The organism is Leuconostoc gasicomitatum LMG 18811 (assembly GCF_000196855.1).
GTDB classification, from domain to species: domain Bacteria; phylum Bacillota; class Bacilli; order Lactobacillales; family Lactobacillaceae; genus Leuconostoc; species Leuconostoc gasicomitatum.
In genome coordinates this window covers 16114-41033 of sequence record NC_014319.1, presented here as the reverse complement: position 1 = coordinate 41033, position 24920 = coordinate 16114, and the positions used below count along the sequence as shown (strand labels likewise).

Below are 24920 nucleotides of genomic sequence, written 5' to 3'. Positions count from 1 at the left end.
GTTGCGTTCGCAATGTTTTTCCGTCAAACGAATTATTTTCAAACGCAAATTTATGACAACAATGCTACTAAATTATGTAGGCTATGGAACATGATCGTATACTGCAATTTTTTAGTCACCACTCTAACAACCATCAATACACTACCAGCCGTTAAGTAAATTGCCCACTGTTCCAATGTCGATGGTGAATGCACCAATGCAAACATCAACGTTGGCCACAAGATTTGAACAACTCTCCCAAGCGGTTTGGCCTCTTCAAACATAATGCCACGAAAATACACTTCTTCAACAATCGGCGCAATCACAACAATATTAAAACTAAATAATAACTGTGTCCACCAATTCGTTAAATGATTGAATATAGTATCAATGGCATGTTGATTACTGCCCGGTAACGGATTATGCCCAAATATCGCAGGTAACCCAAAAGTTAGAAACAGCCATGTTATAACAAATATAATGACGGACATGCCAACTTTTTTACTATTCAGACGCTCAAAGACAACATCTGCTTGCTTCACTAAATAGCGATACCCAAAATAAGCAATTAATCCACCTGCAATGATATTCAATACTAACCGTATCCAAGTATATTGATTTAAATTTCCTATAAAAAGAAAAAAAGTTGGTATGGCTAGAATCATATAAATTAATATTGTGACTAAAATGAGTTCAAAGAATTGCCTTACTTTTTTGAAAATAGATAATATAATATTTTTTAATAACATAATTTTAGTTTCCTTTTACGCAATATATTTGATCCCAAATTTATATTTAACATATTAAAAGATCAGTGATGGACATTCATTAATTATTAAAGAATCCATAAGTTACACGACCAATGACCACATCTGAAAGACAAAACATCAATAAACATGTCAGCTGACATTGACCCACATCATACGCTGTTGTTTGAATGATCCAGTTACCTGCTTTAATCCATCATATGATAATCATTCCTATTTATTTCGTATACTCATTTGTCCCCCTTTTTTAACTAAAAAATATCAAATATAAAGATTGGTAAATCTCTTAGCAAGTGCATATATTGCCACTAAGTATTAATCCTGTTGTTCCCCGTACACACATAATATGATATAACCCAATGAAAATAAGAAAAATGAACTTATGATGTTGTGCCACTATTTGAATTTTCTAGCATATACACGCCCAGTAGATTAATTCTTCTTTATTTGTTAAAAAAATACGTCACGCACCTTCAATTCCGGGATTTCACACGTTTAATCAAATTAAATTTATCCCTATTCAACGGTTTCAGATAACATATCACATAAATTGATGCGGCAATAGCAATATACAACATGTTCAATGTTCTGCCAATGTTAGACGCATATGTAGTATTGCCTATGAGATTTCCTTTAACAACGCCAGGTAAATTAAAAAATGAATGTAATAAAATTGGTAGTATTAAACTTCCGGAGCGGATATATAGCATCCCTAAAACCATACCCAATCCGAAGACACCAATCATCTGATCCAAAGTCTGAAAAAGAGATTGGTGAACTAAATTCATTAAGTGGGCAGAAGAGAACACAATACTAGTGGCAATGCACATATATACTTCTGCATACTTTGTTGTGCCAGAAAATAGCTTAACAAATAAATTAAGCACAACACCTCTTAAAATCAGTTCCTCTGCTACTGCAGCTGATAATACTAAAAGAATGCCCTCTAACCATTGCAAGATTGAAATAGTCGGCATTGTCATGATAGAAATAGTGGAAATGGCGGCGACAAGCAGCACAGGTAAAACAAAAACCGTATATTCATGGTAGTTTTGAAATTTTGGTAATTGCCAGTAAAAGTTAATTTTTAACCATTTCCCCACGACAAAAGCAAAAATAATAGTCAAAATTTCTGCTACAAATAATACTTGTAAAAAACTAAATAATAATGGTTTCAATGCATATTGCGTCATTCCTTGAATAATAAAAGTAGCCACCAATAAAAATATTGATATACTAAATACCCTAATGATTCTCATAATTATCCCCTCTTAAATCAACATTTACATAATTAAAAGTCTTCAATGAACTGCAACTATAATGACTTATCTGTTAGCAGACTACTACAGCTCATTGAAGACTTATAATTAGTAGTTGTAACATATCTCACGATCAATTTACATGATTTTACAATACTAAGTTACATGCTTGGAAAATTGTAAAAATTATTTTGATGCAAAGAAGTATAGCATACCTAATATAATAATTACTATCACGTTCTCATGATCGGATAAATTTGACAAACTAACTGATATATAACAACGTTATTATTTAAACATCAATCCAATACCAATAATCTTTCCGTTATTTTCATAGCACTTTATTACAATACGTCACACATCATGTCAATTAAAATATCCTGTGCTAAACAACTCATCATTTGTATCAAATTTTATATGATTTGTTTAGCACAAGAGGCCTCAATTTAAGAATTTTAAATCAATCTTTACTATCCTCCAAATTATAGTTTATCAAACTACAACCCCTAATTTTTCACATATTTACTCATCATTTGTCCCAAAATATGTTAGTGACTTTTATTGTTTACTGTGATATAGACTAAACAAAGTAGTGGAAAAACTGAGCATACCCTTCAAAAGATTATGATATAATCATTAACACATTCAAGTTATGGAGATATCGTAAATTGTAGAATAAAATTTGAAGAGGATATGCTTATGAAAATTATTGATTTATCTGTGAGTCTTAAAGCAGGTATTCCGTCTGATCCCAAGGAAGCCAAACCAGAAATTGAATATAGTGACCACACAGCAGGTGCCAAACAAATGGCAAGTGTATTTAAAGGCCTTAACACAAAAAATTTGAAAAATGAAGAGGGCTGGGCTTCAGAAAATCTCAAACTGACTAGCCATTCCGGAACTCATATGGATGCGCCTTATCACTTTAATTCAACACAGGACAATGGCTCGCCCATGCCAACAATTGATGAGATCCCATTAGAAAACTTTATAGGTAAAGGGGTAAAATTTGACTTTCGTCATTTTGAAAATGGACATGTGATTACGGCTAGTGAAGTAGCGCAGGAGCTTAATCGCATTAATCATATTTTAAAACCTGACGATATTGTTGTTGTCAATACTGCTGCAGGTGCCCGTTATGGAGCAGATGACTACTTATCTTCAGGCGTTGGTATGGGACGTGAGGCCACATTATACTTAACTGAACGTGGTGTCAAAGTAGTTGGTACTGATGCTTGGAGTTGGGATGCCCCTTTTAATTTCACAGCAGAAAAATTTGCTAAAACAAAAGACCCCTCTATTATTTGGGAAGGTCATTATTCAGGCACAACAATCCCGTATTATCAAATGGAAAAAATGGGCAACCTAGATCTATTACCCGATGACGGTTTCACAATTATTTGCCAACCAATTAATATTTATAAGGCCTCTGCTGGTTGGGTCAGACCAATGGCTATTTTAAAATGAAGCCATTTTTATTTTGTCTCGTAATTACATAGATTCACCTTATAATGCGTACAATATTATATATTGTGCATAATATCACTATTTTATATTTAATCCTATTATATTTAATGTATAATATAATTATTAAACTAATTTTTACAGGGGAAAAACATTATGACTATTGGGGATCAAATTAAACACTTACGTACAGCGCATCATCTAACACAACAAGAATTTGCCACAAAAATCTATATTTCCTATCAATCTGTATCTAACTGGGAAAATCATCGTGGCTATCCATCTACTGAAATCATGTTACTTATCATTGATACATTTGATTTACCATTAAATTATTTTATTGCCAAGGACATTGATGCAACGACAGATCACGAGGAAACACTCATTTTGTCATCTTTCTTAAAGTGCATGGCAACTAGTCGAGACGAAGCGCCAAACTTGAAAACTATTCAGCAATTATCTGGTGTATCAGCAGAACGTGTCCAGCATCACTTCCCGTCATATGATGACCTAGTCTATACACTCATCAACAAAGTTGATCAAGATATTAAAATCAGAGTAGAGAAGCGTTTATCCGATCATGAGGATGTACTCTCGATATTTATAAATGATATGGCACCGCTGCTTTATCATAAAAAGGAAACCTTACATATTCTGTACACACGTCCTTACATTAAAGGCGTGTGGATGCACTTTATTAATACCAAATACCAATCACTGCTCATAAAGTACAACCCTGATATCAAAAAGAACGATCTAGATACAGCCTATTTAATCGAAATATTAACCGCTTTTATTTCAATTTGGCTAAGTCAACCAGAAATTGAACCACTGGAACAATTTCAAGCACGCATCACTTACTTAGTTAATCATAATATAGCATCTTGGCATGCTTAATGTTTTACTTCAAAAAATATGGGAAACCTCTAGTTAAGGTTTCCCATATTTTTTTACATTAAATGCCTCATTTTATTCAATAATATTACCTAAAAAAATTTACAACGTCTATTTACTAATGTCTTATCAAGCAATAGATAAAAGTATTTAGCACCATTATTTTACTGTAACTACCCCAACTTTGTCACCCGCTTGATATCTACCGTCATTGGTAGATAACGTTTTTAACATGTTCATATTAGTAATAACAACCATTATCGTTGTGTCATATCCAGCACTAATAATTTTCTCTAAGTCCATTGTTCCAAGATGCTGCCTTGCACTGACAATATCGCCAACTTTAATATTTATGTTAAATGGACTGCCATCCATATTAACAGTATCTAAACCTAAATGTAACAATACATCCAACCCATTAGCCATATGAATACCAATCGCATGTTTTGTTGCAGCTACCATCATCACTTTTCCAGCGACTGGACTGACAAGTAGTTCATCCCCATCTGGTTGAATTGCAAAACCATCACCCATAGTTTTCTCTGAAAAAACTGGATCACTTACTTCTTCAAGGTTTAAAAACTCCCCTTGTATCGGACTGTATAAGTCATTATCCATGACAATTTCTTGTTTTTTAAAAAGACTAAACATAAACAACTACCTCTTCTAAATTTATTCATTATCATTTCAAGCGTCATTTCACATTAAAGGGACCATTTTTTGCCAACAATTTTAGTAATACCACTCACCGCCTCAATAAAAACATTATCTTGCCCTTCATCAGGAAATATTCTGGCTGTAAACACTAGTTCGCCATTATTAACAAATATCTCAACTGACGAGCGATCAATTAAAATATCTAATTGTACTGATTTTTCTATCCCTAGATGCCTTTTTCGTATATTTCCATTTTCAACATTGAGCGTCATGCCTGAATGCGTTCGGTCAAGTATTATTTGTTGCTCAATACGATCCAAAGTCAAACATGTATATTGTTTATTAGTATTGTTGGCACATAAATAGATATTTACACGTCCAGTATTTTTCATATCAACATCAAGTTTTATTTCCTGTGCAACACCATGACTGATCATATGAGCAGAAGTAATATCCAGATTAATATTTTGCTCCTCGTGACGTAGTTCACTGATTTCACGCACTGGATTTTGAATAAGTTTTCCATTATGAAGTGTTAACTCTCTCGGAAAAACTAACGCACCAGCATAATGATAAGCTTCTGTAGGATAATGTAATTCTGATATACCAAGCCAAGCTGATAAAATACGACGACCATCTGGTGCCAGAGTTGTCTGAGAGGCATAAAAATCAAATCCTGAATCTAGTTCTTGAAAATCATCATGATCAAATGCCAGTGTATCCAAATTTAACTTCGTACCAACAAAATATCCTGTCTGATAAATATTTTGATACTTATCATTTTCTGCTTGCAATCCTTGTGGTGAAATGAGTAACACCCCTTTATTATCAATTTCAAAATAATCTGGGCATTCCCACATATAACCAAAATGATTATACTTTGTTTTGATTTCACCTTTTAACTGCCAGTTTTGTAAATCTTTGGATTGATATATAATTGCCGCACCGGTTAAGTTTTCTCTCTGAATACCAAATATAGCATAGTAGTCACCATTTGATTGCCAAATTTTTGGATCGCGAAAATGTGATGTATAGCCCATCGGATGTCCACTAATGAATGGTTTCCCTAATTTTGTGATTTCACCTATTGATGTCATTTTTGCACCAACTTGATATGGCACGCGCTGCCATTTTGCGTTCCAAGTGTTCCCGGTGTATATCAAAAACAAATCATTATCAACTACCAACCCACTTCCTGAGTAAGTACCATGACTATCTAAATTTGTGTCGCTTTCTATCGCAGGTCCTAAGTCTCGCCAATGGATTAAATCTCTTGATGCCATATGATACCAACCATGGTGCCATATGTGAGGATTTTTAGTAAATGCCAGTGGTGTCCATTGATAAAACAAATGATATTCATTATTAAAATAGGTAAAACCATTAGGATCATTCAATATACCTGAGTGGGGTTCAATATGATATTTTTCTCGATATGGACTTTCAGAAGTTAACATTTCCTCTTGGTTTACGATACTAGGATCGACATCAATCAAATTAGTTACCATATTTTGAAACTGTATTTTTTTATTTTGCGTTGTTTTAGGCAATTTTGTTCTCCTTTATTTATTGTTTAACAGCATTAGTAGTATGGTGTTTCCTAACAAATTTTGCGACTAACAACGTGATTATCAGTCCTGATACCATACCGATTAAATTAGCAATAAGATAATTAACATAACCATTATTATTGGGCGAGGCAATAGCAATGCCGGGTAATCCCGTTGTCCCAAAGCTAATAGCAGTTAATTTAGTCAAGTACACATAAGCGGCTCCGATAGCCCCACCAAAACAACCACCAATTAAGGGATAACGATATTTAATATTAATACCAAACAATGCTGGTTCAGAAATGCCAAACAGAATTGAGAAAAAAGATGACAGACCTATTTCTTTGGCCTTTGCATCATGCCTATTTAAGAACATATAGGCTAGTACGCCACCACCTTGACCCATCAATGCCACACTAAACAACGGATTTAAAAAATCAGTTCCTTTTGTTGCAATTAATTGCGCTTCAACTGCACCAAACATGTTATGCAATCCAGTTATAACAATAAGTTGCTGAATGCCACCAAAAATCATGTAACCCACAATGCCAAATGTTGTTGACATCCAAACAAGTGAATTCGTTACCAATGAAGACAGGCTCATGCCAATTGGACCAACGACCATAAATAAGATAAAACTTGAAACTAAGATCGTCAACATAGGAGCCAAGACAAATTGAATAACTCCTGGTAAATGTTTTTGAAAATAATTATCTATTTTAGCAATAATCCAACCCATTATTAATGCAACAATAATTTGACCACCAAAACTATACAATGATAGTTGCCATCCAAATATGTCAGCAATAACAGCTTTTGAAGCACCAGTGCTGACATCACTTAGAGACGGAAGGCTAGCAGACATCATAACAGCTCCCATAGCAAGACCCATAACTGGGCGCCCACCGTAGCGTTTCGTAGCAGAATAAACAACTAATAATGGCAATAGCGCAAAAATACCACTAGATCCATAGCTAACTATTGTACTGATTCCTTTTAATCCAGGGATTGCGCTAACAATTGATTGATTTCCTACAATCTTTTGTGTCATAAGATTGTTTAATCCAATTAATATACCAGCTGCTAAGATTCCTGGTAGTATCTCAGTAAATACACCTGTTAAATCATCAATAAAATGTGATATCCAACTAACGTTTTCTTTTTTTGCTGAATTTGGAGCTATGTTGTTTGTTTGTGCTTGTAAATCTGTAATCCCAGTATATGAAATAAACTCATCAGTCACCTCATCAACTAAACCAGGTCCAATAATTAGCTGTAGTTGGTTTCTATTAATATTGATTCCTTTAACTAAATCCAGATCCCCTAAACTTTCTTTATCAACTTTCTCCGTATCTTTCAAGTTAATTCGCAAGCGTGTTGCACAGTGAAATGCCTCGATGACATTCTCTTTACCACCAATAGATTTTAAAACGTCATCAGAAAAGGCGTCATATTGTTGCTTTTTATCTACCATATCATTTTCCTCCCAAACCTTATTCTATATGCTATAATTACAATTAATTACATCTTTATATTATTATAATGTAAGCGCTTTTACAATGTCATAATGTTGCATACTGTTATCAAAAAGATGATTTAGAATAAGGTGGCTAAATTGACAAAATTATATGTGTTCAACAACTCTCTCAGCAATCCATACCTATACCTGTCCTCTGGTGGTGTAGATCCTGCCACACCTGGTCATCATTATGGGCCTGGTGCACGTTCAGGTTATATGCTTCATTTAGTATTATCTGGAAAAGGTACTTTTATCAGCAACGGCCAAAAATATCATCTGCAAGCTGGTAGTATGTTTTACTGTCAACCAGGCATTCTTGTTAATATGATTGCTGATTATAATGACCCTTGGACAACTATGTGGGTTCGCTTTACGGGTGACTATGTTAAATCACTAATGGATACTGTTTCACTAACAGATGAAAATCCAGTATTTACAGTAACCCAAGCTCCAATTGTTAAAGATGAAATTGAAAATATTTTAAAGCTGTCTCATCTAGATCATACGCAAGATTTAGATTATGCCTCACAATTAATCAGCTTAATAAACGCATTACGTACAACATTTAATGCAACTAAGTCTACTAATTCAAATCCTCAAAAAATATTAATATTAAAAGCAACACAATACATTCAAAATAATTACGATACACCAATCACAATCACTGATGTCGTTAATTATCTAGGTATTGATCGTACCTACTTATTTCGAATCTTTAAGATTTATCTACAAGTCAGTCCCAAAACATATTTAACAACTACGCGATTACGTGCTGCTAAAGAAATGTTGATCAAGTCAGATACATCAATTAAATTCGTCGCGTTATCCTGTGGTTATACGAGTTATGTTCACTTTTCAAAAGCTTTTCGAAAATACATTGGCATGGCCCCTTCACAATTTAAAAATACGCATAATACACCATCTAAAAACAACTTGTTCATAAGAAAATAAACACAACTGCTAACTCTTTATGGTTATTTCAGTCAATTCATATTAAATTATTGTATAGGCGCTCAATTATATTATACAATCCATCATAAAATATCATATTGACAGTCAAAACAACGTGAATCCTATTAATTAGGATTCACGTTGTTTTTGAACATATGATTGTATCAAAAGCCACTTTAAGCTTCTCTGCCAATTGCCAACGCAACACTAATTAATTGGATAAATAACTGATTGGTTTGTTGACTTCAGTTTTTGTGTTATCAAACTTGCGACTAATATATTTTTGAGCAGCTTGACTATGATACAGTTGAACTAGTTGCTTAAATTTTTTATTATTTTTTTCCTTTGCCGTAGTTGCTAAAATGTTGATATTATCTTTTGTTGACTGATTAATTCTTTCGTAAAAAATAGTATCCTTTAAAACATTGAGCTTACCTTCCAAAGCAATCGTGTTGCCAATTAAAGCAGCAGCAATATCGGGATCCTTAAACACATGTGGTCCAGTAGTATCATCTATTTCCTTAAATTTGAGATGATGTGGATTATTTTTAATCGCATTTACGCCAGATAAACTACCAAAATCAGACTGCAACGTAATCAAGCCAGATTTTTCTAATAAACGTAAGCCCCGTGACGTGTTGGCCGCATTATTAGCAATTGCAATTGTCGCACCATTTGGTATATCTCTTATGTCTTTATATTTATTCGAATAGATACCCATTGGTTCCAGGTATGTCGTCCCTAATGCTGCCAATTGATTATTTTTGTTACTTTTATTATAAGCATTATAATAAGCATACGATTGGAAAGCATTGACGTCTATCTGACCTTCAGCTGTGGCGGTGTTTAAAGATACACCATCAGTAAAGTTTTTAACGACAATTTTAATATTTTTTTCCTTTGTTTCTGATAGTTTAGCAATGTATTGCCAAGTTTGCGCGTCAGATCCAATAGCACCAACCGTTATTTCAGATTTTGCGTTCGTATCTGTTGGACGTTGGTACACAAATATGGCAGTACTGGCCACCGCTATAACAATTATCACTGCAATGATTATTTTTTTCCTAAGCAATAATAGTCCTTAAAATTATTTACTAGATAACCGTTTTCAATGAAAATCGCTTACTACCGTCTATTAAAATTGATTATCTATGGTTTACATCTGACAATACTAAAAAAGCGCAACTACATCAGCCCTCTCTTTAGTCAACCGCTTTGCAATAGCTTGGTCACTCACCACTTTATTTCCCATGTCTATCTCCCACTTCTATTTTTAAAAACTGCATTACGACAACAAAAAACCGCAACTTTGTTTTATCAAAGTTGCGGGACGAATTAAATCGTGATACCACCCGGTTTCCGCATCAAATCACTATGATACGCTTACTAAGTACGGCATAAAAATACGATACTCTGACACTTTAACGGGTGTAACCGAACGACATTAACAAACGCTATGCTCACATCATTTTAACTCCAAGACCATTTTCCAAATTCCCATGATACTAATTTTCACCAATCATTAGCTCTCTATGCAATCAATTTAATAAGTACTTATCTTTTCGACGTTATATAATAAATAGATTATATAATTATTAGTTTAAAATGTCAATTGATTAATAAAATACATTAATAGCCAATTTACAAAAGTAACCAAAGTAAGACAATTATATCTGGCAGCTTGCAATAATTAATCAAACACTACATATTGCTGAAAAACTTGTCTGAATGATTGTCACTATAATATATGACAGTACCGTCATGAGATGATGAACCAGAAGATATAACCTGTTCCTTTTTTATGCAAGGTGTTTTTATAATCTGTCTAATTTAAAAGTCTCTGATAAAGTGAGAGAAAACTAATTTTATCAGAGACTTTTATTTTTTTCTAGACGACCAAATTTATTCTGTCATTCTATTTTTGCGTTCCTTAATAATATTTTTATCTCCACCAATTATAATGACGTCTGCTACATCTAAAAATAATCCATGCTCCACAACACCAACTTGACGCTCAAGATACTCGGCTAAATTTTGCGGATTATCAATCGCATTTAAATGTAAATCAATAATATAATGCCCACCATCAGTTACTATGGGCAACTTGTTTTTATCCATTCTAAGAATAGGCTTAAGACCTTTATCGTTAAATTTTTTCAATAAACGACCACTTCCATAAGGAACAACTTCAACGGGTAGAGGAAATGTCCCTAAAATATCATGCACCTTAGTATCATCGACAATCCAGATATTACGTTTAGAGTTTTTAGCTACAATTTTTTCCATTAATAATGCTGCGCCACCACCTTTAATACCATTCATATAAACATCAACTTCATCGGCGCCATCAATAGTGACATCGATGTGATCTACATTGTCAATGTCATTGACTTTGATACCCAAACTGGCACATATCTTAGAGGTTTTTTTTGAAGTTGTCACCCCAGAAATTTTTAATCCCTGACGAGCAATAGCTTCTAGTAAATACATAACCGTTGAACCTGTTCCTAAACCAACTACCATGCCATCCTTTATATAATTAACCGCTACTTCAGCAGCTCTCTTCTTCTTCTCGTCTTGTGTAATCATCTTGATGCCTCGTAGTTTCCTAATTGATTAATCTTTTCGTCAACTGCTTTTTTATATGGGATAGATGATATAGCGCCAGCCTTACTTACAGCTAGAGAACTGGCCATGGTACTACGTAATAATAATTCTCGCATATATAGCATGTCATGTCGTAAGCTTGCAACAACTGTTCCAATAAACGTATCTCCGGCAGCTGTAGTATCTACTGTATCTACTGTAAAAATCGGTAAGAACCCAGGTTCGTTTAAAATATTATAATAAACACCCTTATCTCCGAGAGTGATAATCACGTTTTTTAGTCCTTGAACACGCAATTGTTGATAAATTGTATCTTCTATTGTTTTTAAATCCGTACTTTTAGAAGCATTAACAAGCGCAGCTGCCTCTGTTTCGTTTGGTATAATTAAGTCAGTGTTACTAATTAACTCTTTTCCAAGGTTATGCGTAATCGGTGCTGGATTGAGTACAGTAATAGCGCCACCTACTTTGGCAATTTTAAACGCTGCTTCAACTGCTTCCTTAGGGACTTCTAATTGTGCGACAACTACATCGGCATCTCGTAACACTTTTGTTGCTTTTTCAACATCTGCTTTGTTCAAGTCCATATTAGCACCACCATGAACTAGTATAGTATTATGACCATTAGCTTCTAACAAAATGGTTGCAGTGCCTGTTGGTTTGTCCTTTTTCACGATGTAATCTGTGTTAATATTTTCTTTTTTTAATAATTCATTGAAAAGTTCCCCATTATCATCGTCGCCAGTGGCGCCAATAAACGTTACATTTGCTCCTTGCCTGGCGGCCGCAACAGCTTGATTCGCACCTTTTCCACCAAAATTAGTTGTTTGATCAATAATGGAGATGGTCTCCCCCTGGAGCGGAAGTCTTTCAATTTTTGTAACCAAATCTATATTTAAACTGCCAATTACGACAACATTATTCATTTTTACTGCCTTTCATATTCATAATAAGAACTAAATATAACTAACAACTTATTTGTACTTATCCGAAACTATAAGTTCCAATGGTGATTTAATATTGCTTGATACTTTCTTTCCTTGGAAATAATCATATGCTGCTTGAACAGCCAACTTACCCATTTCTTTTGGTTTCTGTGCAACAGTTGCCGCCATTTGACCCTTCTTTACAGAACTAATGCCATCCTCAGAGCCATCAAATCCGACAATAATAACATTTGGGTTAGACTTTAAAGCTTGCACTGCGCCTAATGCCATTTCATCATTTTGAGCAAACAATCCCTTTATTTCAGGATGAGCTTGGGCAATATTTTCAGCAGTATTCAGCCCTTGTGTACGATCAAAGTTAGCTGTCTGTCGTGTGACAGTATCAAGTTTTCCTTTAGCTGTGTTATCAAACCCGGCACCACGTTCGCGTGTTGCCGATGCGCCAGGTGTGCCCTGTAATTCAGCAATTTTCCCATTTTGTCCTAATGTTTTAATCATAAACTCAGCTGCCATTTTACCGCCTTCTCGTGAGTCAGAAGCAACTAAACTCAGAACTTTTCCACCATCAGAAGACCTGTCTATTGTAATAACTGGTATCCCAGCTTCATTTGCAGACTTAACTTCTGGCGTAATTGCTGAAGAATCGACTGGATTTATAATCAGAACATCAACCTTTTTTTGAATTAAATCTTCCACATCGTTGCTCTGTTTGTTCGTGCTATTTTGTCCATCGTACACTTGTACCTTTGATCCAGATGATTTAGCAACTTCATTCACACCATCTTTAATAGAAATAAAGAATGGATTGTTCAATGTGGATAATGAAACGCCTATCTTCAATTCAGCTGGTTTTTTATGCTGCACTGTTACATTGTTTTGAAAGGGATTGCTGATAGAAAAAACCTGACGACCCGATGTAACGAAGAAAATACCATATATCAATATGCCAATAGCAGCAATAATACCGATAATTTTTTTAGTCATGATAACGACTCCTTTTATGCTTTCTTCCGACGGTCAAGTAGAACTGCTATAATAATCACAATTCCCTTAACAATTTGCTGATAAAAACTGGAAATACCAATTAGGTTCATACCATTGTTTAATGTACCAATAATTAGCGCACCAATAAGTGTCCCAAATATCCGACCACGTCCTCCAGCTAATGATGTACCGCCCAGAACAACAGCAGCAATAGCATCCATTTCAAATCCTGTTCCTGCATCTGGTTGAGCTGAACTTAATCGCGAAATCAAAATCATACCGGCTGCTGAGCTCATAATTCCCGAAATGACATATATCCAAGTTTTAGTAATATTTACTTTAATACCAGACACAAAAGCTGCTTTTTCATTACCACCAAGAGCATAGGTTTTCCTTCCAAATGTCATCTTATGTAGCAAAACATACAGAATAATAAATGCAATTATCATCAATATAACTGGAACCGGGATTCCGAAGAAATATCCTCGACCAATGAATTGAAACACAAAGCTATTATTCATTGCTTTTCCTGTAATTGGATTACCATTTGTAAAAACATATGTTGCACCACGGAAAATTGTCATTGTTGCCAGTGAAGCAATAAATGGTGCTGCGCCACCTTTAGTAATAATTAATCCGTTCACGCCACCTAAGATACCCCCAATTATAATTCCAACTAACATTGCAATTAATGTTGGCACGCCGCTTGTAATCATCATAGCGGACAAGGCTGAAGTTAAAGCTAATATTGCACCAACTGATAAGTCAATTCCGCCAGTAAGAATGACAAATGTCATACCAAATGCAATCAATCCATTAATCGAAACTTGTCGTAACAAGTTCAATAAGTTATTAGGATCTAAAAAACTTGGATTCATTGCAGTTGTGAGCAAGGCTAAGACAATTAATGCAAGGACTGGGCCTAACCCTGATACCTTACTCATCAGATTCTTATTATCTTTTACTACTTGTACTTTCTCTACGCGTTTTTCGCTAGCCATTATATTTTTCCTCCTGTTGCAAGTGTCATAATGTCCGATTCTGTTACCTTTTCGTTATTGTCGACAATTCCCATAAGACTGCCCTCATACATGACTGCAATGCGATCACTCATAGCTAAGACTTCTGGTAGATCACTCGAAACCATTATAATTGCAACCCCTCGATCAGTTAACTCATTCATTAAATCATAAATTTCTCGTTTAGCACCAACATCCACGCCTCGTGTCGGTTCATCTAAAATCAATATTTTACTGCCAGCACCAATCCATTTGGCGAGTACTACTTTCTGTTGATTTCCACCAGATAAACTGCCCACACTAATATTTTGACCATCTGTCTTCACAGTTAAACGTTTTATCAACAGATCCACAAAACTTTCTTTAGTAGTTTCATCTATCATATGATTTTTTACCAACTCCTGTAGACTTGGCATAATAATATTTTCAGCAACAGAGAAATCAAGAATCAACCCCTCATCTTTACGATTTTCAGTTACAAAACCAATTCCTTGCTTAATAGCATTTGACGGATCCGAAATTTTTTCTATCTTACCATCTATTTTAATATCACCAGAGTCTATTGGATCAACCCCAAATATTGCTCGCATTATTTCGGTTCGACCTGATCCCATTAACCCTGAAAATCCTAATATTTCACCTGATTTGACAGAAAAATTAATATCCTTAAATTTGTCAACACGAGTGAGATGGGACACACTTAGCATAGTATCCCCATAGTTTTTATGACGGTCTGGATAAAATTCACCAATATCACGACCAACCATACTAGTAACTATTTTATCAACGCTTGTATCAGAAATTCGCGACTCGCTAACGGTATGACCATCACGCATAATTGTTATTTTGTCAGCTATCTCCATATTTTCCTCAATACGATGGCTGATATAAATAAAACTCACACCGCGAGCCTTTAAATTATTCACGGTTTCGAAGAGAGAACGTATTTCTGATGTTGTTAATGCTGCCGTTGGTTCATCCATAATGATAACTTTCGCATCTGTCATCATTGCTTTTGAAATTTCAATCATTTGCTGTGCGCCAACGCTCAAATTTCCTATAGGGCTGTCCAAATCATAGTTAATATGTAACGTATGAAAGATACTGTTTGCTTGAGATCGCATAGTTGACTCATCTAGAAAACCAAACTTTTTCTTCAATTCTTTATTTAGAAACATGTTTTCTAAAACTGTCATTTCGCCGAAATTATTCATTTCTTGATGAATAAAACTAATCCCATGTTCTTCCGCATCCTTGGGACCATTAAACGTAACTACCTTATCATCAACCATTATTTGACCAGCATCTGCTTTTAATAACCCAGTCATAATATTCATCAGTGTTGATTTACCTGCACCGTTTTCTCCCATTAAGGCATGCACTTCAGCATTCCCTATATGAAAATCAACATCTCGTAATACATGATTTTTACCAAATGACTTAGAAATACCAACCATATCAATTTTCATGTTTGCTCCTTCCATTTATCATTACTTTTTAGAAAATAACGCCACTTTCCAAAATAATATTTGCATATGGCGTGGTTTCCCCTGTTCTAATAAATGCTTTACTTTCTTTAATATTCTTCTTTAGATCATTGTGAGAAATAAATTCAATGCTGACATCACCATCGAATCGTCTATTAATTTGTTCCAAAATATCAGGATTCTTTACTTTAATTTCTTCAGCTAAATAAATTTTTTGCACTTCTAACTCCAACAATATGACATCCAGCACCTCCATAAAACTCGGTATCCCGCTTTTTACAGATAAATCAATTTTATCTACGCCTTCTGGGACAGGTGTTCCTGCGTCTCCCACTGCTAACCAATCCATGTGTCCCATGTCAGCTACTCTCGCAGAAATATTTGAATTCATAATACCTATCTTTTTCATGATAAGCTCTCCTTTTAAATTTGGTAAAACGTTTTACTTTTTGTTCAAAAAAAGAGGCCTTTTAATTAATATTTTGTAAGCGCTTCCATATATATAAATTAGACCCTTTTATTTACTTTGTCAAGTTATATTTTGATAGTTTATTTAATATCTCATATTATTTACAATTAACCCTAAACCTAAACCCTCATTAAATCGGCATTTTGTCCCAATATTGCAAGTTATTATTGATCAAACATCAAGTTAGTTCTCCCGTTAAAACTAACTGATCTGTCTTTAACATACAAATCCCTCAATGTTATGGGCTAACATCATGACATGGACGACATGCTTTTATAATTTAACTGACCCAGTCGACTCTCGAACAATTAATTTAACGTCAAAAAAAGCTGTTTGAAAAGGTAAATTTGGGTGATCTAACCGTCTTAATATCATATTCAAGGCCGCTTTTCCAATTTCTAGAACCGGCTGCATCACTGTAGTAAGTGTTGGAATCATAAACTCAGCATAATCTGTATCATCATACCCTGCGATAGATATATCAGCTGGTACTTTAATGTTTTGATAAGCTAATCCGCGTAATACCCCGATGGCCATTTCATCATTTAAGACAAAAGCTGCCGTTGACTCACTTTGAATTAATTGATGCACTGAAGCTAAACCACCATGTTTTGATAGTGTTGCAGTTATAATAGTAGTGGGTGATAAATTCGCTGTCGACAACGTATCCAAAAAACCAGCACGACGTTGTCTCATATTATCAGTTAATTTATTTGGTAAAATTAATGCAATTTTTCGATGACCTAATGATAATAGATGACTAGCAACTAAGCTCCCACCAGTAAATTCATTCGTTTGTACCATGTCTTGCGCATTAATATCGGCATTTTGATCAAGCACAAGGTATGGGATGTGTCTTTTTTTCAAAAATTCATTCACTTCTGCACGATTTGGTATCGGTTTACCAAAAATAAGCGCCTGTGCACCACGTTCAACTAACGAATAAATCGCGTTTTGTAAGTTATCATCTGTTGAACCCAGAAAAACAAGGTTCACATCAGTAGGTGCGTTATCTTGCATACTTTGTATAATATCTGCGAAAAATGGCATACGAAAGGATGGTACAATAATACCAATTAAACGATTGTGTGTCCCCTTTAGGTTTCGCGCAGCACTATTTGGTACATATCCCAAATCATCACGTGCCTGTAATACTTTTTCTATTGTATGCTTTGAGAATCGTTGCCCTTTATTGTTTAAAATTTGAGAGACTGCTGCAATAGACACATCTGCTTTTTTAGCAACATCTTTAATTGAAGTTTTGCGCATAAACTCTATCCCTTATCGTAATGGTATACTTTAATATATCTATTGTACCTTAAAAACTACCTGAAAGCGCTTCCATTTTTAAATAAAATATGTTACACTGGCCTTTGGTTAAACGCTTTACTTAATAAATTTTCTATTCAAGAGAGGAAAAAATTATGTTCTTATTTGCTAACGTACTTGGTATTTTTGTTTTCATTGCCATCGCTGTTTTGTTTTCCCGAGATAAGAAAAACATTCAATGGCGATCTGTTGGTATCGTCCTAGCCATTGAATTAGTATTAGCTTGGTTCTTCACGCAGTTCAAAGCCGGCCAAGTTGCCGTCCAAGGTGCTGCTGATGGCTTTAACTGGCTAGTTTCTGTTGCATCACAAGGTATTGCCTTTGCATTGCCTGAGTGGTTAACATCAAATCACGGTGGCCCTAATTTCGTAACATCAGCCTTGTTACCCATTTTACTAGTTGTCCCACTATTTGATATTTTAACCTATATTGGTATCTTGCCTTGGCTAATCAAGTGGATTGGTAAAGCACTAACATTTGTTACTGGACAACCAAAATTTGAAGCATTTTTCTCTATTGAAATGATGTTTCTTGGTAACACTGAAGTTTTAGCTGTTTCTAAATCACAATTGGATCACATGTCGGCAAGCCGTAACTTCACATTGGCTATGATGTCAATGAGCTGTGTTACTTCTGCCATTATCGGTGCGTATACACAAATGGTTCCCGGCAAATATGTTTTGACAGCTATCCCACTTAACATCTTGGGTGCCATTGTCATTACTTCAATTTTAAATCCTAACAAAGTTGCCCCCGAAGATGATATCATTGTTAATATTAATGAAAAAGGAACTAAAAAAGAACCTTTCTTCTCATTCTTAGGTGATTCAATTCTGGGTGCTGGTAAGTTGATTTTAATCATCACTGCAACCGTTATTGCCTTTGTCTCATTAGCAGCCCTCATCAACCAACTATTTAGCTTAACTGGCTTGCATTGGTTAACACTTGAAAATATCTTTGGTGTTATTATGTTCCCATTTGCTTGGTTGCTTGGTTTCAACGTACACGATGCTTTCCAACTCGCACAATTCATGGGTACAAAGTTAGTAACCAATGAATTCGTCGTCATGGGTGAAGTATCAAAGTCAATCATGGCTAGTAAAGGTCTCTTTGCAAATGAACATGCACGTATTGTCTTAACTGTCTTCTTAACAAGTTTTGCCAACTTTGGTACAATTGGTATGATTATTGGCGCCTTCAAAGGATTGGTCAATAAAGAAAAGAATGATTACATTAGCGCACGCGTACCGTACATGTTATTGTCAGGTATTCTCGTTTCATTATTGTCAGCAGCAACTGCCGGATTATTCGTGTGGTAAGCAATATTACAATTTAGAAAGGTATGAACATGACACCTATTATTTTAGATATGGACCCAGGTATTGATGACGCAGTAGCGCTATCAATTGCACTGACTAACCCAGAAATCGATATCAAATTACTGACAAGTGTTGCTGGTAATGTTTCCGTTGATAAAACAACAATTAATCTCTTAAAACTCACCACATTTTTTAAACAGACACAAGTACCTGTAGCACGTGGTGCTGCTGCACCATTAAAAAAAGCGTTTGTTGATGCCTCATATATTCATGGCGCATCAGGTATGCCTGGCTATGAATTCCCAACCGTTACAACACAAGCTTTGCCCACTGATGCTGTCAGTGCCATGGCAAAAGTATTGTCAGAAGCGCCTGAACCAATGACAATTGTTGCTACTGGTTCTTATACAAATATCGCCTTGTTAATTCAAAATCATCCAGAATTAATCAGTCAAATCAAAGAATTTGTTTTGATGGGCGGTTCATTATCTGGTGGTAATGTCTCATCAGTGGCAGAATTCAATATTTTTACCGATCCTGATGCTGCTGCTGTTGTCTTTAAAAGTGGTATCCCAATTGTCATGATCGGTCTTGATGTCACATTAAAAGCATTATTATCTCTAGACACTATTGACGCCGTTGCTAATATCGGTGAGGCAGGCAATATGCTTCACAAATTAATGACAGCCTATGGTGATAGCGAACCAGGTGGCAAACCAATGCACGATGTCAACACTATTTGCTACTTACTCAACCCAGAATTTTACACCACAAAAGATTACTGGGTTGACGTCATCACTGACGGTCCAGCAGCTGGCGCAACAGTTGCTGATACACAAAATCGCTGGTCTAATGGTAAAATCAATGCCAAAGTTGCCATTAACATTGATACGCAAGCATTTGAAAAATGGTTCATTGAACAAATACCAGTGATGAACCAGTATTGTGAAGGAGCAATTTAAGATGGCATCCACAAAAATGATTTTAGATTTAGATACTGGTGTTGATGATGCATTAGCCTTGGCATTAGCGATATGTGACCCACGGGTTGATCTCATTGGTGTGATTGCCTCATATGGTAACACTTTAGTTGAAACATCAGCACAAAACACCCTCAATTTATTACATTTACTTGGTGAAAATGATGTGCCGGTCTATTTAGGAGAATCACATTCATCTACGACTGATCATTTTGATGTGATGCCTATATCAAAAGCCATCCATGGTGAGCATGGCGTGGGAAATCTCTCATTAGCAACAGCAACACGCAAAATCGAACAAACAAGTGGCATTCAATTTTTAATCGACATGGCGCATAAATATCAAGATGAATTGATTTATGTCCCAACTGGTCCTTTGACAAACATGGCAAAAGCCTTGAAAATAGATCCTGAAATATCTCATTTGATTGGTAATACCACATTAATGGGCGGTGCGTTAACAGTGCCTGGTAATGTGACGCCCTTCACTGAAGCAAATATTAATCAAGATCCCGAGGCCGCAGACCTTGTTTTCACAACACAAGAAAACTTAACGATGGTTGGCTTAGATGTCACTCTGCGTACATTGTTAACCAAAAAAGATACACAACAATGGCGTGAATTAGGGACACAAGCTGGTACTGCTTATGCTGATCTCATGGACTTCTATATTGAAGCCTATGATCGGTTAGACATCGATCATCGTGGTGCCGCCTTGCATGATCCATTGGCAGTTGCCGTAGCCATTGATCCAAGTTATGTCGTGACAATTCCCCTGAATATGCGCGTCACTTACGATAAAGATACAAAGGATTATGGCCGCACAATAGGCGATCGCGAACGGTTGCTTGAACCAACAACAACAAATGTTGCTGTTAGCGTCAACGCTAAACGATTTGTCCGTGATTTTATGGACTTTATGATTGCTGTGTTAAAAGCTTAAATAAAAAAAGGATTGCAGATTTATTTCTTGCAATCCTTTTTATGTTGAATTATTAATCATAATAACGCTTGATATCACTGCTGAAATTTAAAATCTTGATTTCAAACTGCTTAAAACATTATAGTCGCCAAAATACGACTGAAAATAAGTGTTGTTAAAATTATAGTGGCCACTTTTGCGTAACTATAGCGTTGATTAATCAGAAATACCAGTAGTATCACCCAAGTAACAATAGATATTCCTATCCATACTAAAACTGACATACTCCTTTCAGTAGAAAGAACAAATGCTTTGACTAAAACGTAGGGCACAAAATAATGTAAAATAATTGGCACATAGCCTTTAAATTGACTACGTAGACTTGGTTTTCTAACTAATAAAAAAATTTGAATTGATAGTAATTCCATTACTGGCATGATTAACGAAACATAGTCAAAAAGTAAATTCAATATACTGACCATTAACAAATAAAAAGGCTTCGCAGTAAAGTCAAATACCAAACCTGCTTGTTGATGATTCGTTATTAGCGGTAAATAAGTTGGTACAAATCTAATTACTATGAATACTATAGAGAAATAAATCCAAAAATAAAGTTTTCTAGCCATAAGACAGCGTGCCATTTTTTAGAGTAAACAAGGTATCATACTTGATGCCCTCAATGTAATCATGACTAGCGACAATAACAAGTTTGTTCTTAGCTTGCAAAATTTTTAATAAATCAATAAATTGGTCAATACTATCTGTATCAAGACCTCTTGTAGGCTCATCAAGCAAAATAATACTTTGATCTTCCATAACTGCTTGTATAATTCCTAATTTTTGTCGCATACCCACCGAATATTTTGAAACCGGCTGCCTATTATTAGGATCCAACGCAAACCTTTCCATTAGCTCACACACTTTTTTTTCATCATAGTTATGATTTAGTTTAGCCAAAAATCGAAGATTAGCTAAACCAGTTTCAAATTCTAAAAAACCAGGATTTTCAATCAGTGCACCTATTTTTGCTGATTCGATTATTGTGATAGCCCCAGAATCGGGTAAAAGTACTTTAGCAATTATTTTAAATAACGTAGATTTACCAGAGCCATTGGCACCAGAAATATGTACTAATTGTCCCTCATTAACCTCGAAAGAAACATTATTTAATACTGATTTGCCTTTAAATGATTTTGCAATATGATTAACTTTAAGCATGAATTTTCTCCAATTGTAACTTATATGTTATAAATATGATGTAGTGCGCGATATATTGGATCATATAATGGACTATATTGTACCAATAGTATCTTTGTTTCCAAAAAAAAGTGATAAACAAAATTACTAAGTTGAACAGCGACAATAATAATAGCTATATGCTGACCACGATATAAACTGGTTATAATCATGCCTAAAAATAAGATTATAAACGCACGCATGAGTAATATCATAATACCTATTAATACATAACCATCTTTAAACCATATATTGCCACTCAACATAAACGATCCATAATAGAAACTAAAATAAATGATTACCTCAAAAATAATTGTCTTGATCATTTGTTTTTGAATTTTTTCAGATTGCCCTCTAATTGCTACTAGAAAATTAATGGCTCTGAAATTTAATACTTGCCAAGACATTAGTAGTAACAACATTGACTGCGTGAATATGACCGAGAAATTTGAATATAGTTGCGTACGTATAATATCACTGTCCTTAGAAGTATGTAATAAGGCATTACTTGCAGATAAAAATGACATCATAACTATTGTAAAAAATAATGACCATGATATCTTGGAAAACGACATTTTTTTCATGTCATCAGCCCTCTTTTTGTTTTTTCTTAATCCAAAAATAAACGATGCCCAAAGTCAAACTCATATATACCATAGTTGACAAAACAAAATAAAGATATAGCTTATTTTGGTTCCCAAAATATTGGACATTCATTTGTCCAGGTGCAATTAAAGTTGGCAAGGATACTATGTATACCATTTTTAATAAAGTACCTTGAAAGAGATGACTGACTAAAGCAGGCACAATAATTAAACTACTTCCAATTATGCCACCACTAATAATATTGATTGCATTTTTTTTGATAAAAAGGCCTATTGAAAACACCAAATTAGCATATATTCCCCAACCAAATGACGATAGTAGGATAAATTTAACCGTAGAACTCAGGTTGCCATCATCAAACATTGCCACCCCTGATATGACGTTCTTAGCATCAATATTTCCCCAATCCAATGGGTGAATACTCAAACTAATTAATAGCAGTTGATACAATAGGATAACTAGTGAAAAAATAAAAGCTGTTAAAAAAGTCACAATAAGTGCTTTGGATAAAAACTTTTTGTAACTATGTCTTTGGATAAAACTATAAAAATAATTATTGTTCTTGATATAGGTAAATAATAATGACCCACTAATTGGTATCATGATTAACATAAGTATACTAACTATCTCAGAAACATTACCAAATTGAAGCATATAAAATGTATTAGATGTATTCAAAGCATTGTGTGGCAATGTATTAGCTTCAAAAATAGCCAGCAAGGTTTCTATGGTGACTATCCCTCCAAAAACAAAAAAAATGGTTATTAAATAAAAAAGAACTCGTTTCGACATAATTTTCCTCATCACTAACTAAAAAAGTACGCTTGAAAGCGTACATTTTTTTAAATATTTATTGTCCTTTAGCGTTACCATCGATTAAACGTACATTATACCCATTACTATTTGGTAGAGCATCCCCGTTGAATGATGCATGATTGCGACAAACAATAGATTTCAAGTATATATTTTTCACTAACGTTTGTCAAATATATTTTATTATCATTAAGTAGGTACTTTAGACTAATTTTATTTAAGGCGGCTGACCATACTAAATATTTTAAAATAAATATTTTTTCTAACTCTACTTGCATTAAATGTTCAATCACAATTGATGCATGTCATTTGGACATCCTTTTCGACGCTTGTATATGAAGATCTTTCAGCTGCTCAGCAATTATTAATCATTGCAGAAAAATACTTAATAGATCATATAGATATAACTGAAAAAATAACATTAATGTTTAATAAAGGTTGGTATGACATTGAAGCAGGCCACATTGAAAAAGGCGAACAGCGCGTTCGCACAGCAATAAATATATATACCTCATTAGGCTACAAGAAAAAGGCGTCTGATTTAACTAGACAATTAGTACACCATATCAAAAGACAGGAAGAAAAAAAGCAAGGATACAAATCGGCTGATTCCCGTGTTATTTCGATTTATGTTTAATTTTGATTGATACCAATTACAATGAAGCATACTATCGATGACTATTGGTCACATGACATGTCATAATATTTCAAATCAGTATGCTATACTTAGTAAAATACTTGTTTTCAGAGGAACAAACTCATGTTAAAAATTATGCCAATGTCTCCTAATCATTTTCAAAAATACATGGATTTTGCAGTCAATGAATACGCCACAGAAAAGATCGCAGCTGGCACTTGGACAGCAGAAACTGCTCAAAAAAATTCACAATTAACTTATGATCGGTTATTACCAAATGGGCTTGCAACGCCAGACACTTTTTTCTACTCAATTTTCAAAAATTCAGAAATAATCGGTTATATCTGGTTCGGTACTGATAATGAGAATGCATCAACTGCGTTTATCTTTGACTTCGAAATTTATAAAACTTATCAAAAAAGCGGATTCAACATAACAGACATAAACATGCAAAAACAACTCTAATGTATAACGTGCGCGTATAAAAATATGAAAAATGATAAAAATCAACCGCACAACAGACGG

The 24920-nt window shown here is 34.6% G+C and carries 25 protein-coding genes and 1 other annotated feature; of the genes, 8 read left to right on the top strand and 17 right to left on the bottom strand.

The window, feature by feature from the left end:
- Positions 1-50: 50 nt before the first annotated feature.
- Together LEGAS_RS00200 and LEGAS_RS00195 are read right to left on the bottom strand one after the other, a co-directional pair.
- Positions 51-728, bottom strand: coding sequence for a CPBP family intramembrane glutamic endopeptidase (locus tag LEGAS_RS00200; RefSeq protein WP_013231087.1), 678 nt, complete (start codon positions 726-728; stop codon positions 51-53).
- 491 nt (positions 729-1219) lie between these two features.
- The gene (locus tag LEGAS_RS00195; protein WP_010388084.1) at positions 1220-2005 is read right to left on the bottom strand and encodes a CPBP family intramembrane glutamic endopeptidase; all 786 of its coding nucleotides are present in this window, start codon (positions 2003-2005) and stop codon (positions 1220-1222) included.
- A gap of 699 nt (positions 2006-2704) precedes the next feature.
- Here LEGAS_RS00195 and LEGAS_RS00190 point away from each other — a divergent pair.
- Both LEGAS_RS00190 and LEGAS_RS00185 read left to right on the top strand, forming a co-directional pair.
- Positions 2705-3472 (top strand): cyclase family protein, encoded by a 768-nt coding sequence (locus LEGAS_RS00190; protein ID WP_010388082.1) that lies wholly within the window; start codon positions 2705-2707, stop codon positions 3470-3472.
- A 153-nt stretch (positions 3473-3625) separates the two neighbouring features.
- Positions 3626-4366 carry a helix-turn-helix domain-containing protein gene (locus tag LEGAS_RS00185; RefSeq protein WP_010388080.1) on the top strand — a complete coding sequence of 247 codons (741 nt, stop codon included), beginning with the start codon at positions 3626-3628 and terminating at the stop codon, positions 4364-4366.
- 156 nt (positions 4367-4522) lie between these two features.
- On the opposite strand, the gene LEGAS_RS00180 is transcribed toward LEGAS_RS00185, so the two are convergent.
- Genes LEGAS_RS00180 through LEGAS_RS00170 form a run of 3 tightly spaced genes read right to left on the bottom strand, consistent with a single transcriptional unit; the run spans position 4523 to position 8044 of the window.
- On the bottom strand, positions 4523-5014 hold the full coding sequence (locus tag LEGAS_RS00180; RefSeq protein ID WP_010388078.1) for a PTS sugar transporter subunit IIA: 492 nt from the start codon (positions 5012-5014) through the stop codon (positions 4523-4525).
- A 53-nt stretch (positions 5015-5067) separates the two neighbouring features.
- Positions 5068-6570 carry a sucrose-6-phosphate hydrolase gene (locus tag LEGAS_RS00175; RefSeq protein ID WP_013231086.1) on the bottom strand — a complete coding sequence of 501 codons (1503 nt, stop codon included), beginning with the start codon at positions 6568-6570 and terminating at the stop codon, positions 5068-5070.
- Between the two features lie 16 nt (positions 6571-6586).
- Complete coding sequence (locus tag LEGAS_RS00170) at positions 6587-8044, bottom strand: PTS transporter subunit EIIC (protein ID WP_013231085.1); 1458 nt, start codon at positions 8042-8044, stop codon at positions 6587-6589.
- Between the two features lie 141 nt (positions 8045-8185).
- Between LEGAS_RS00170 and LEGAS_RS00165 the strand changes: the two genes are divergently transcribed.
- Complete coding sequence (locus tag LEGAS_RS00165) at positions 8186-9040, top strand: AraC family transcriptional regulator (protein WP_010388072.1); 855 nt, start codon at positions 8186-8188, stop codon at positions 9038-9040.
- Between the two features lie 211 nt (positions 9041-9251).
- Here the strand turns inward: LEGAS_RS00165 and LEGAS_RS00160 are convergent, their stop codons facing one another.
- From LEGAS_RS00160 to rbsR, 8 genes are all read right to left on the bottom strand, one after another.
- Entirely contained in the window at positions 9252-10112 is an 861-nt protein-coding gene (locus tag LEGAS_RS00160) for a MetQ/NlpA family ABC transporter substrate-binding protein (protein WP_013231084.1), read from the bottom strand.
- A gap of 251 nt (positions 10113-10363) precedes the next feature.
- Positions 10364-10615, bottom strand: a binding site (T-box leader).
- Positions 10616-10942: 327 nt separating this feature from the next.
- Positions 10943-11629: a ribose-5-phosphate isomerase RpiA gene (gene rpiA / locus LEGAS_RS00155; protein WP_013231083.1), complete on the bottom strand. Its 687-nt coding sequence runs from the start codon at positions 11627-11629 to the stop codon at positions 10943-10945.
- Positions 11626-12573 (bottom strand): ribokinase, encoded by a 948-nt coding sequence (rbsK, locus tag LEGAS_RS00150; RefSeq protein ID WP_010388069.1) that lies wholly within the window; start codon positions 12571-12573, stop codon positions 11626-11628. Before rbsK ends, rpiA begins: the two co-directional genes overlap by 4 nt.
- A 48-nt stretch (positions 12574-12621) precedes the next feature.
- Entirely contained in the window at positions 12622-13578 is a 957-nt protein-coding gene (locus tag LEGAS_RS00145; protein WP_013231082.1) for a D-ribose ABC transporter substrate-binding protein, read from the bottom strand.
- Between the two features lie 14 nt (positions 13579-13592).
- Positions 13593-14522 carry an ABC transporter permease subunit gene (locus LEGAS_RS00140; protein WP_224127311.1) on the bottom strand — a complete coding sequence of 310 codons (930 nt, stop codon included), beginning with the start codon at positions 14520-14522 and terminating at the stop codon, positions 13593-13595.
- A 56-nt stretch (positions 14523-14578) separates the two neighbouring features.
- Positions 14579-16066 (bottom strand): sugar ABC transporter ATP-binding protein, encoded by a 1488-nt coding sequence (locus LEGAS_RS00135; protein WP_013231081.1) that lies wholly within the window; start codon positions 16064-16066, stop codon positions 14579-14581.
- Positions 16067-16094: 28 nt separating this feature from the next.
- Positions 16095-16493, bottom strand: a complete 399-nt coding sequence (rbsD, locus tag LEGAS_RS00130; RefSeq protein WP_010386821.1) for a D-ribose pyranase — start codon at positions 16491-16493, stop codon at positions 16095-16097.
- Positions 16494-16826: 333 nt separating this feature from the next.
- A complete protein-coding gene (gene rbsR, locus LEGAS_RS00125; protein ID WP_013231080.1) occupies positions 16827-17822 on the bottom strand; it encodes a ribose utilization transcriptional repressor RbsR in 996 nt (331 codons plus the stop codon).
- Positions 17823-17977: 155 nt separating this feature from the next.
- Here rbsR and LEGAS_RS00120 point away from each other — a divergent pair, with 155 nt between their 5' ends.
- From LEGAS_RS00120 to LEGAS_RS00110, 3 genes are read left to right on the top strand one after another with little or no spacing between them, the layout of a single operon-like run.
- Complete coding sequence (locus LEGAS_RS00120) at positions 17978-19201, top strand: NupC/NupG family nucleoside CNT transporter (RefSeq protein ID WP_010386822.1); 1224 nt, start codon at positions 17978-17980, stop codon at positions 19199-19201.
- A gap of 29 nt (positions 19202-19230) precedes the next feature.
- Positions 19231-20163 carry a ribonucleoside hydrolase RihC gene (gene rihC / locus LEGAS_RS00115; RefSeq protein WP_010386823.1) on the top strand — a complete coding sequence of 311 codons (933 nt, stop codon included), beginning with the start codon at positions 19231-19233 and terminating at the stop codon, positions 20161-20163.
- Between the two features lies 1 nt (position 20164).
- Positions 20165-21124 (top strand): nucleoside hydrolase, encoded by a 960-nt coding sequence (locus LEGAS_RS00110; RefSeq protein WP_010386824.1) that lies wholly within the window; start codon positions 20165-20167, stop codon positions 21122-21124.
- Between the two features lie 110 nt (positions 21125-21234).
- Here LEGAS_RS00110 and LEGAS_RS00105 read toward each other — a convergent pair whose 3' ends face one another.
- The 4 genes from LEGAS_RS00105 to LEGAS_RS00090 are packed head-to-tail and all read right to left on the bottom strand — an operon-like array spanning position 21235 to position 23737.
- Positions 21235-21729, bottom strand: coding sequence for a hypothetical protein (locus tag LEGAS_RS00105; protein WP_041771631.1), 495 nt, complete (start codon positions 21727-21729; stop codon positions 21235-21237).
- Entirely contained in the window at positions 21722-22321 is a 600-nt protein-coding gene (locus LEGAS_RS00100; RefSeq protein ID WP_010386825.1) for an ATP-binding cassette domain-containing protein, read from the bottom strand. The genes LEGAS_RS00105 and LEGAS_RS00100 overlap by 8 nt, the downstream gene beginning before the upstream one ends.
- Before the next feature lie 20 nt (positions 22322-22341).
- Positions 22342-22923 carry a hypothetical protein gene (locus LEGAS_RS00095; protein WP_013231078.1) on the bottom strand — a complete coding sequence of 194 codons (582 nt, stop codon included), beginning with the start codon at positions 22921-22923 and terminating at the stop codon, positions 22342-22344.
- Between the two features lie 4 nt (positions 22924-22927).
- The gene (locus tag LEGAS_RS00090) at positions 22928-23737 is read right to left on the bottom strand and encodes a hypothetical protein (protein WP_013231077.1); all 810 of its coding nucleotides are present in this window, start codon (positions 23735-23737) and stop codon (positions 22928-22930) included.
- A gap of 319 nt (positions 23738-24056) precedes the next feature.
- On the opposite strand from LEGAS_RS00090, the gene LEGAS_RS00085 reads away from it, so the two are divergent.
- Both LEGAS_RS00085 and LEGAS_RS00080 read left to right on the top strand, forming a co-directional pair.
- Entirely contained in the window at positions 24057-24395 is a 339-nt protein-coding gene (locus LEGAS_RS00085) for an Rgg family transcriptional regulator (RefSeq protein ID WP_010386828.1), read from the top strand.
- A 123-nt stretch (positions 24396-24518) separates the two neighbouring features.
- Positions 24519-24860: a GNAT family N-acetyltransferase gene (locus LEGAS_RS00080; protein WP_010386829.1), complete on the top strand. Its 342-nt coding sequence runs from the start codon at positions 24519-24521 to the stop codon at positions 24858-24860.
- Positions 24861-24920 lie beyond the last annotated feature (60 nt).

What these genes read in the sequence shown, in the direction of transcription:
- LEGAS_RS00185 (WP_010388080.1), top strand. Translation starts at nt 3,626, where the DNA reads ATGACTATTGGGGATCAAATTAAACACTTACGTACAGCGCATCATCTA.
- rbsD (WP_010386821.1), bottom strand. Translation starts at nt 16,493, where the DNA reads ATGAAAAAGATAGGTATTATGAATTCAAATATTTCTGCGAGAGTAGCT.
- LEGAS_RS00085 (WP_010386828.1), top strand. Translation starts at nt 24,057, where the DNA reads ATGCATGTCATTTGGACATCCTTTTCGACGCTTGTATATGAAGATCTT.
- rbsR (WP_013231080.1), bottom strand. Translation starts at nt 17,822, where the DNA reads ATGCGCAAAACTTCAATTAAAGATGTTGCTAAAAAAGCAGATGTGTCT.
- LEGAS_RS00120 (WP_010386822.1), top strand. Translation starts at nt 17,978, where the DNA reads ATGTTCTTATTTGCTAACGTACTTGGTATTTTTGTTTTCATTGCCATC.
- LEGAS_RS00100 (WP_010386825.1), bottom strand. Translation starts at nt 22,321, where the DNA reads ATGCTTAAAGTTAATCATATTGCAAAATCATTTAAAGGCAAATCAGTA.
- rihC (WP_010386823.1), top strand. Translation starts at nt 19,231, where the DNA reads ATGACACCTATTATTTTAGATATGGACCCAGGTATTGATGACGCAGTA.
- LEGAS_RS00090 (WP_013231077.1), bottom strand. Translation starts at nt 23,737, where the DNA reads ATGTCGAAACGAGTTCTTTTTTATTTAATAACCATTTTTTTTGTTTTT.
- LEGAS_RS00110 (WP_010386824.1), top strand. Translation starts at nt 20,165, where the DNA reads ATGGCATCCACAAAAATGATTTTAGATTTAGATACTGGTGTTGATGAT.
- LEGAS_RS00180 (WP_010388078.1), bottom strand. Translation starts at nt 5,014, where the DNA reads ATGTTTAGTCTTTTTAAAAAACAAGAAATTGTCATGGATAATGACTTA.
- LEGAS_RS00095 (WP_013231078.1), bottom strand. Translation starts at nt 22,923, where the DNA reads ATGAAAAAAATGTCGTTTTCCAAGATATCATGGTCATTATTTTTTACA.
- LEGAS_RS00200 (WP_013231087.1), bottom strand. Translation starts at nt 728, where the DNA reads ATGTTATTAAAAAATATTATATTATCTATTTTCAAAAAAGTAAGGCAA.
- LEGAS_RS00195 (WP_010388084.1), bottom strand. Translation starts at nt 2,005, where the DNA reads ATGAGAATCATTAGGGTATTTAGTATATCAATATTTTTATTGGTGGCT.
- LEGAS_RS00080 (WP_010386829.1), top strand. Translation starts at nt 24,519, where the DNA reads ATGTTAAAAATTATGCCAATGTCTCCTAATCATTTTCAAAAATACATG.
- LEGAS_RS00140 (WP_224127311.1), bottom strand. Translation starts at nt 14,522, where the DNA reads ATGAGTAAGGTATCAGGGTTAGGCCCAGTCCTTGCATTAATTGTCTTA.
- LEGAS_RS00135 (WP_013231081.1), bottom strand. Translation starts at nt 16,066, where the DNA reads ATGAAAATTGATATGGTTGGTATTTCTAAGTCATTTGGTAAAAATCAT.
- LEGAS_RS00170 (WP_013231085.1), bottom strand. Translation starts at nt 8,044, where the DNA reads ATGGTAGATAAAAAGCAACAATATGACGCCTTTTCTGATGACGTTTTA.
- rbsK (WP_010388069.1), bottom strand. Translation starts at nt 12,573, where the DNA reads ATGAATAATGTTGTCGTAATTGGCAGTTTAAATATAGATTTGGTTACA.
- LEGAS_RS00105 (WP_041771631.1), bottom strand. Translation starts at nt 21,729, where the DNA reads ATGGCTAGAAAACTTTATTTTTGGATTTATTTCTCTATAGTATTCATA.
- rpiA (WP_013231083.1), bottom strand. Translation starts at nt 11,629, where the DNA reads ATGATTACACAAGACGAGAAGAAGAAGAGAGCTGCTGAAGTAGCGGTT.
- LEGAS_RS00145 (WP_013231082.1), bottom strand. Translation starts at nt 13,578, where the DNA reads ATGACTAAAAAAATTATCGGTATTATTGCTGCTATTGGCATATTGATA.
- LEGAS_RS00190 (WP_010388082.1), top strand. Translation starts at nt 2,705, where the DNA reads ATGAAAATTATTGATTTATCTGTGAGTCTTAAAGCAGGTATTCCGTCT.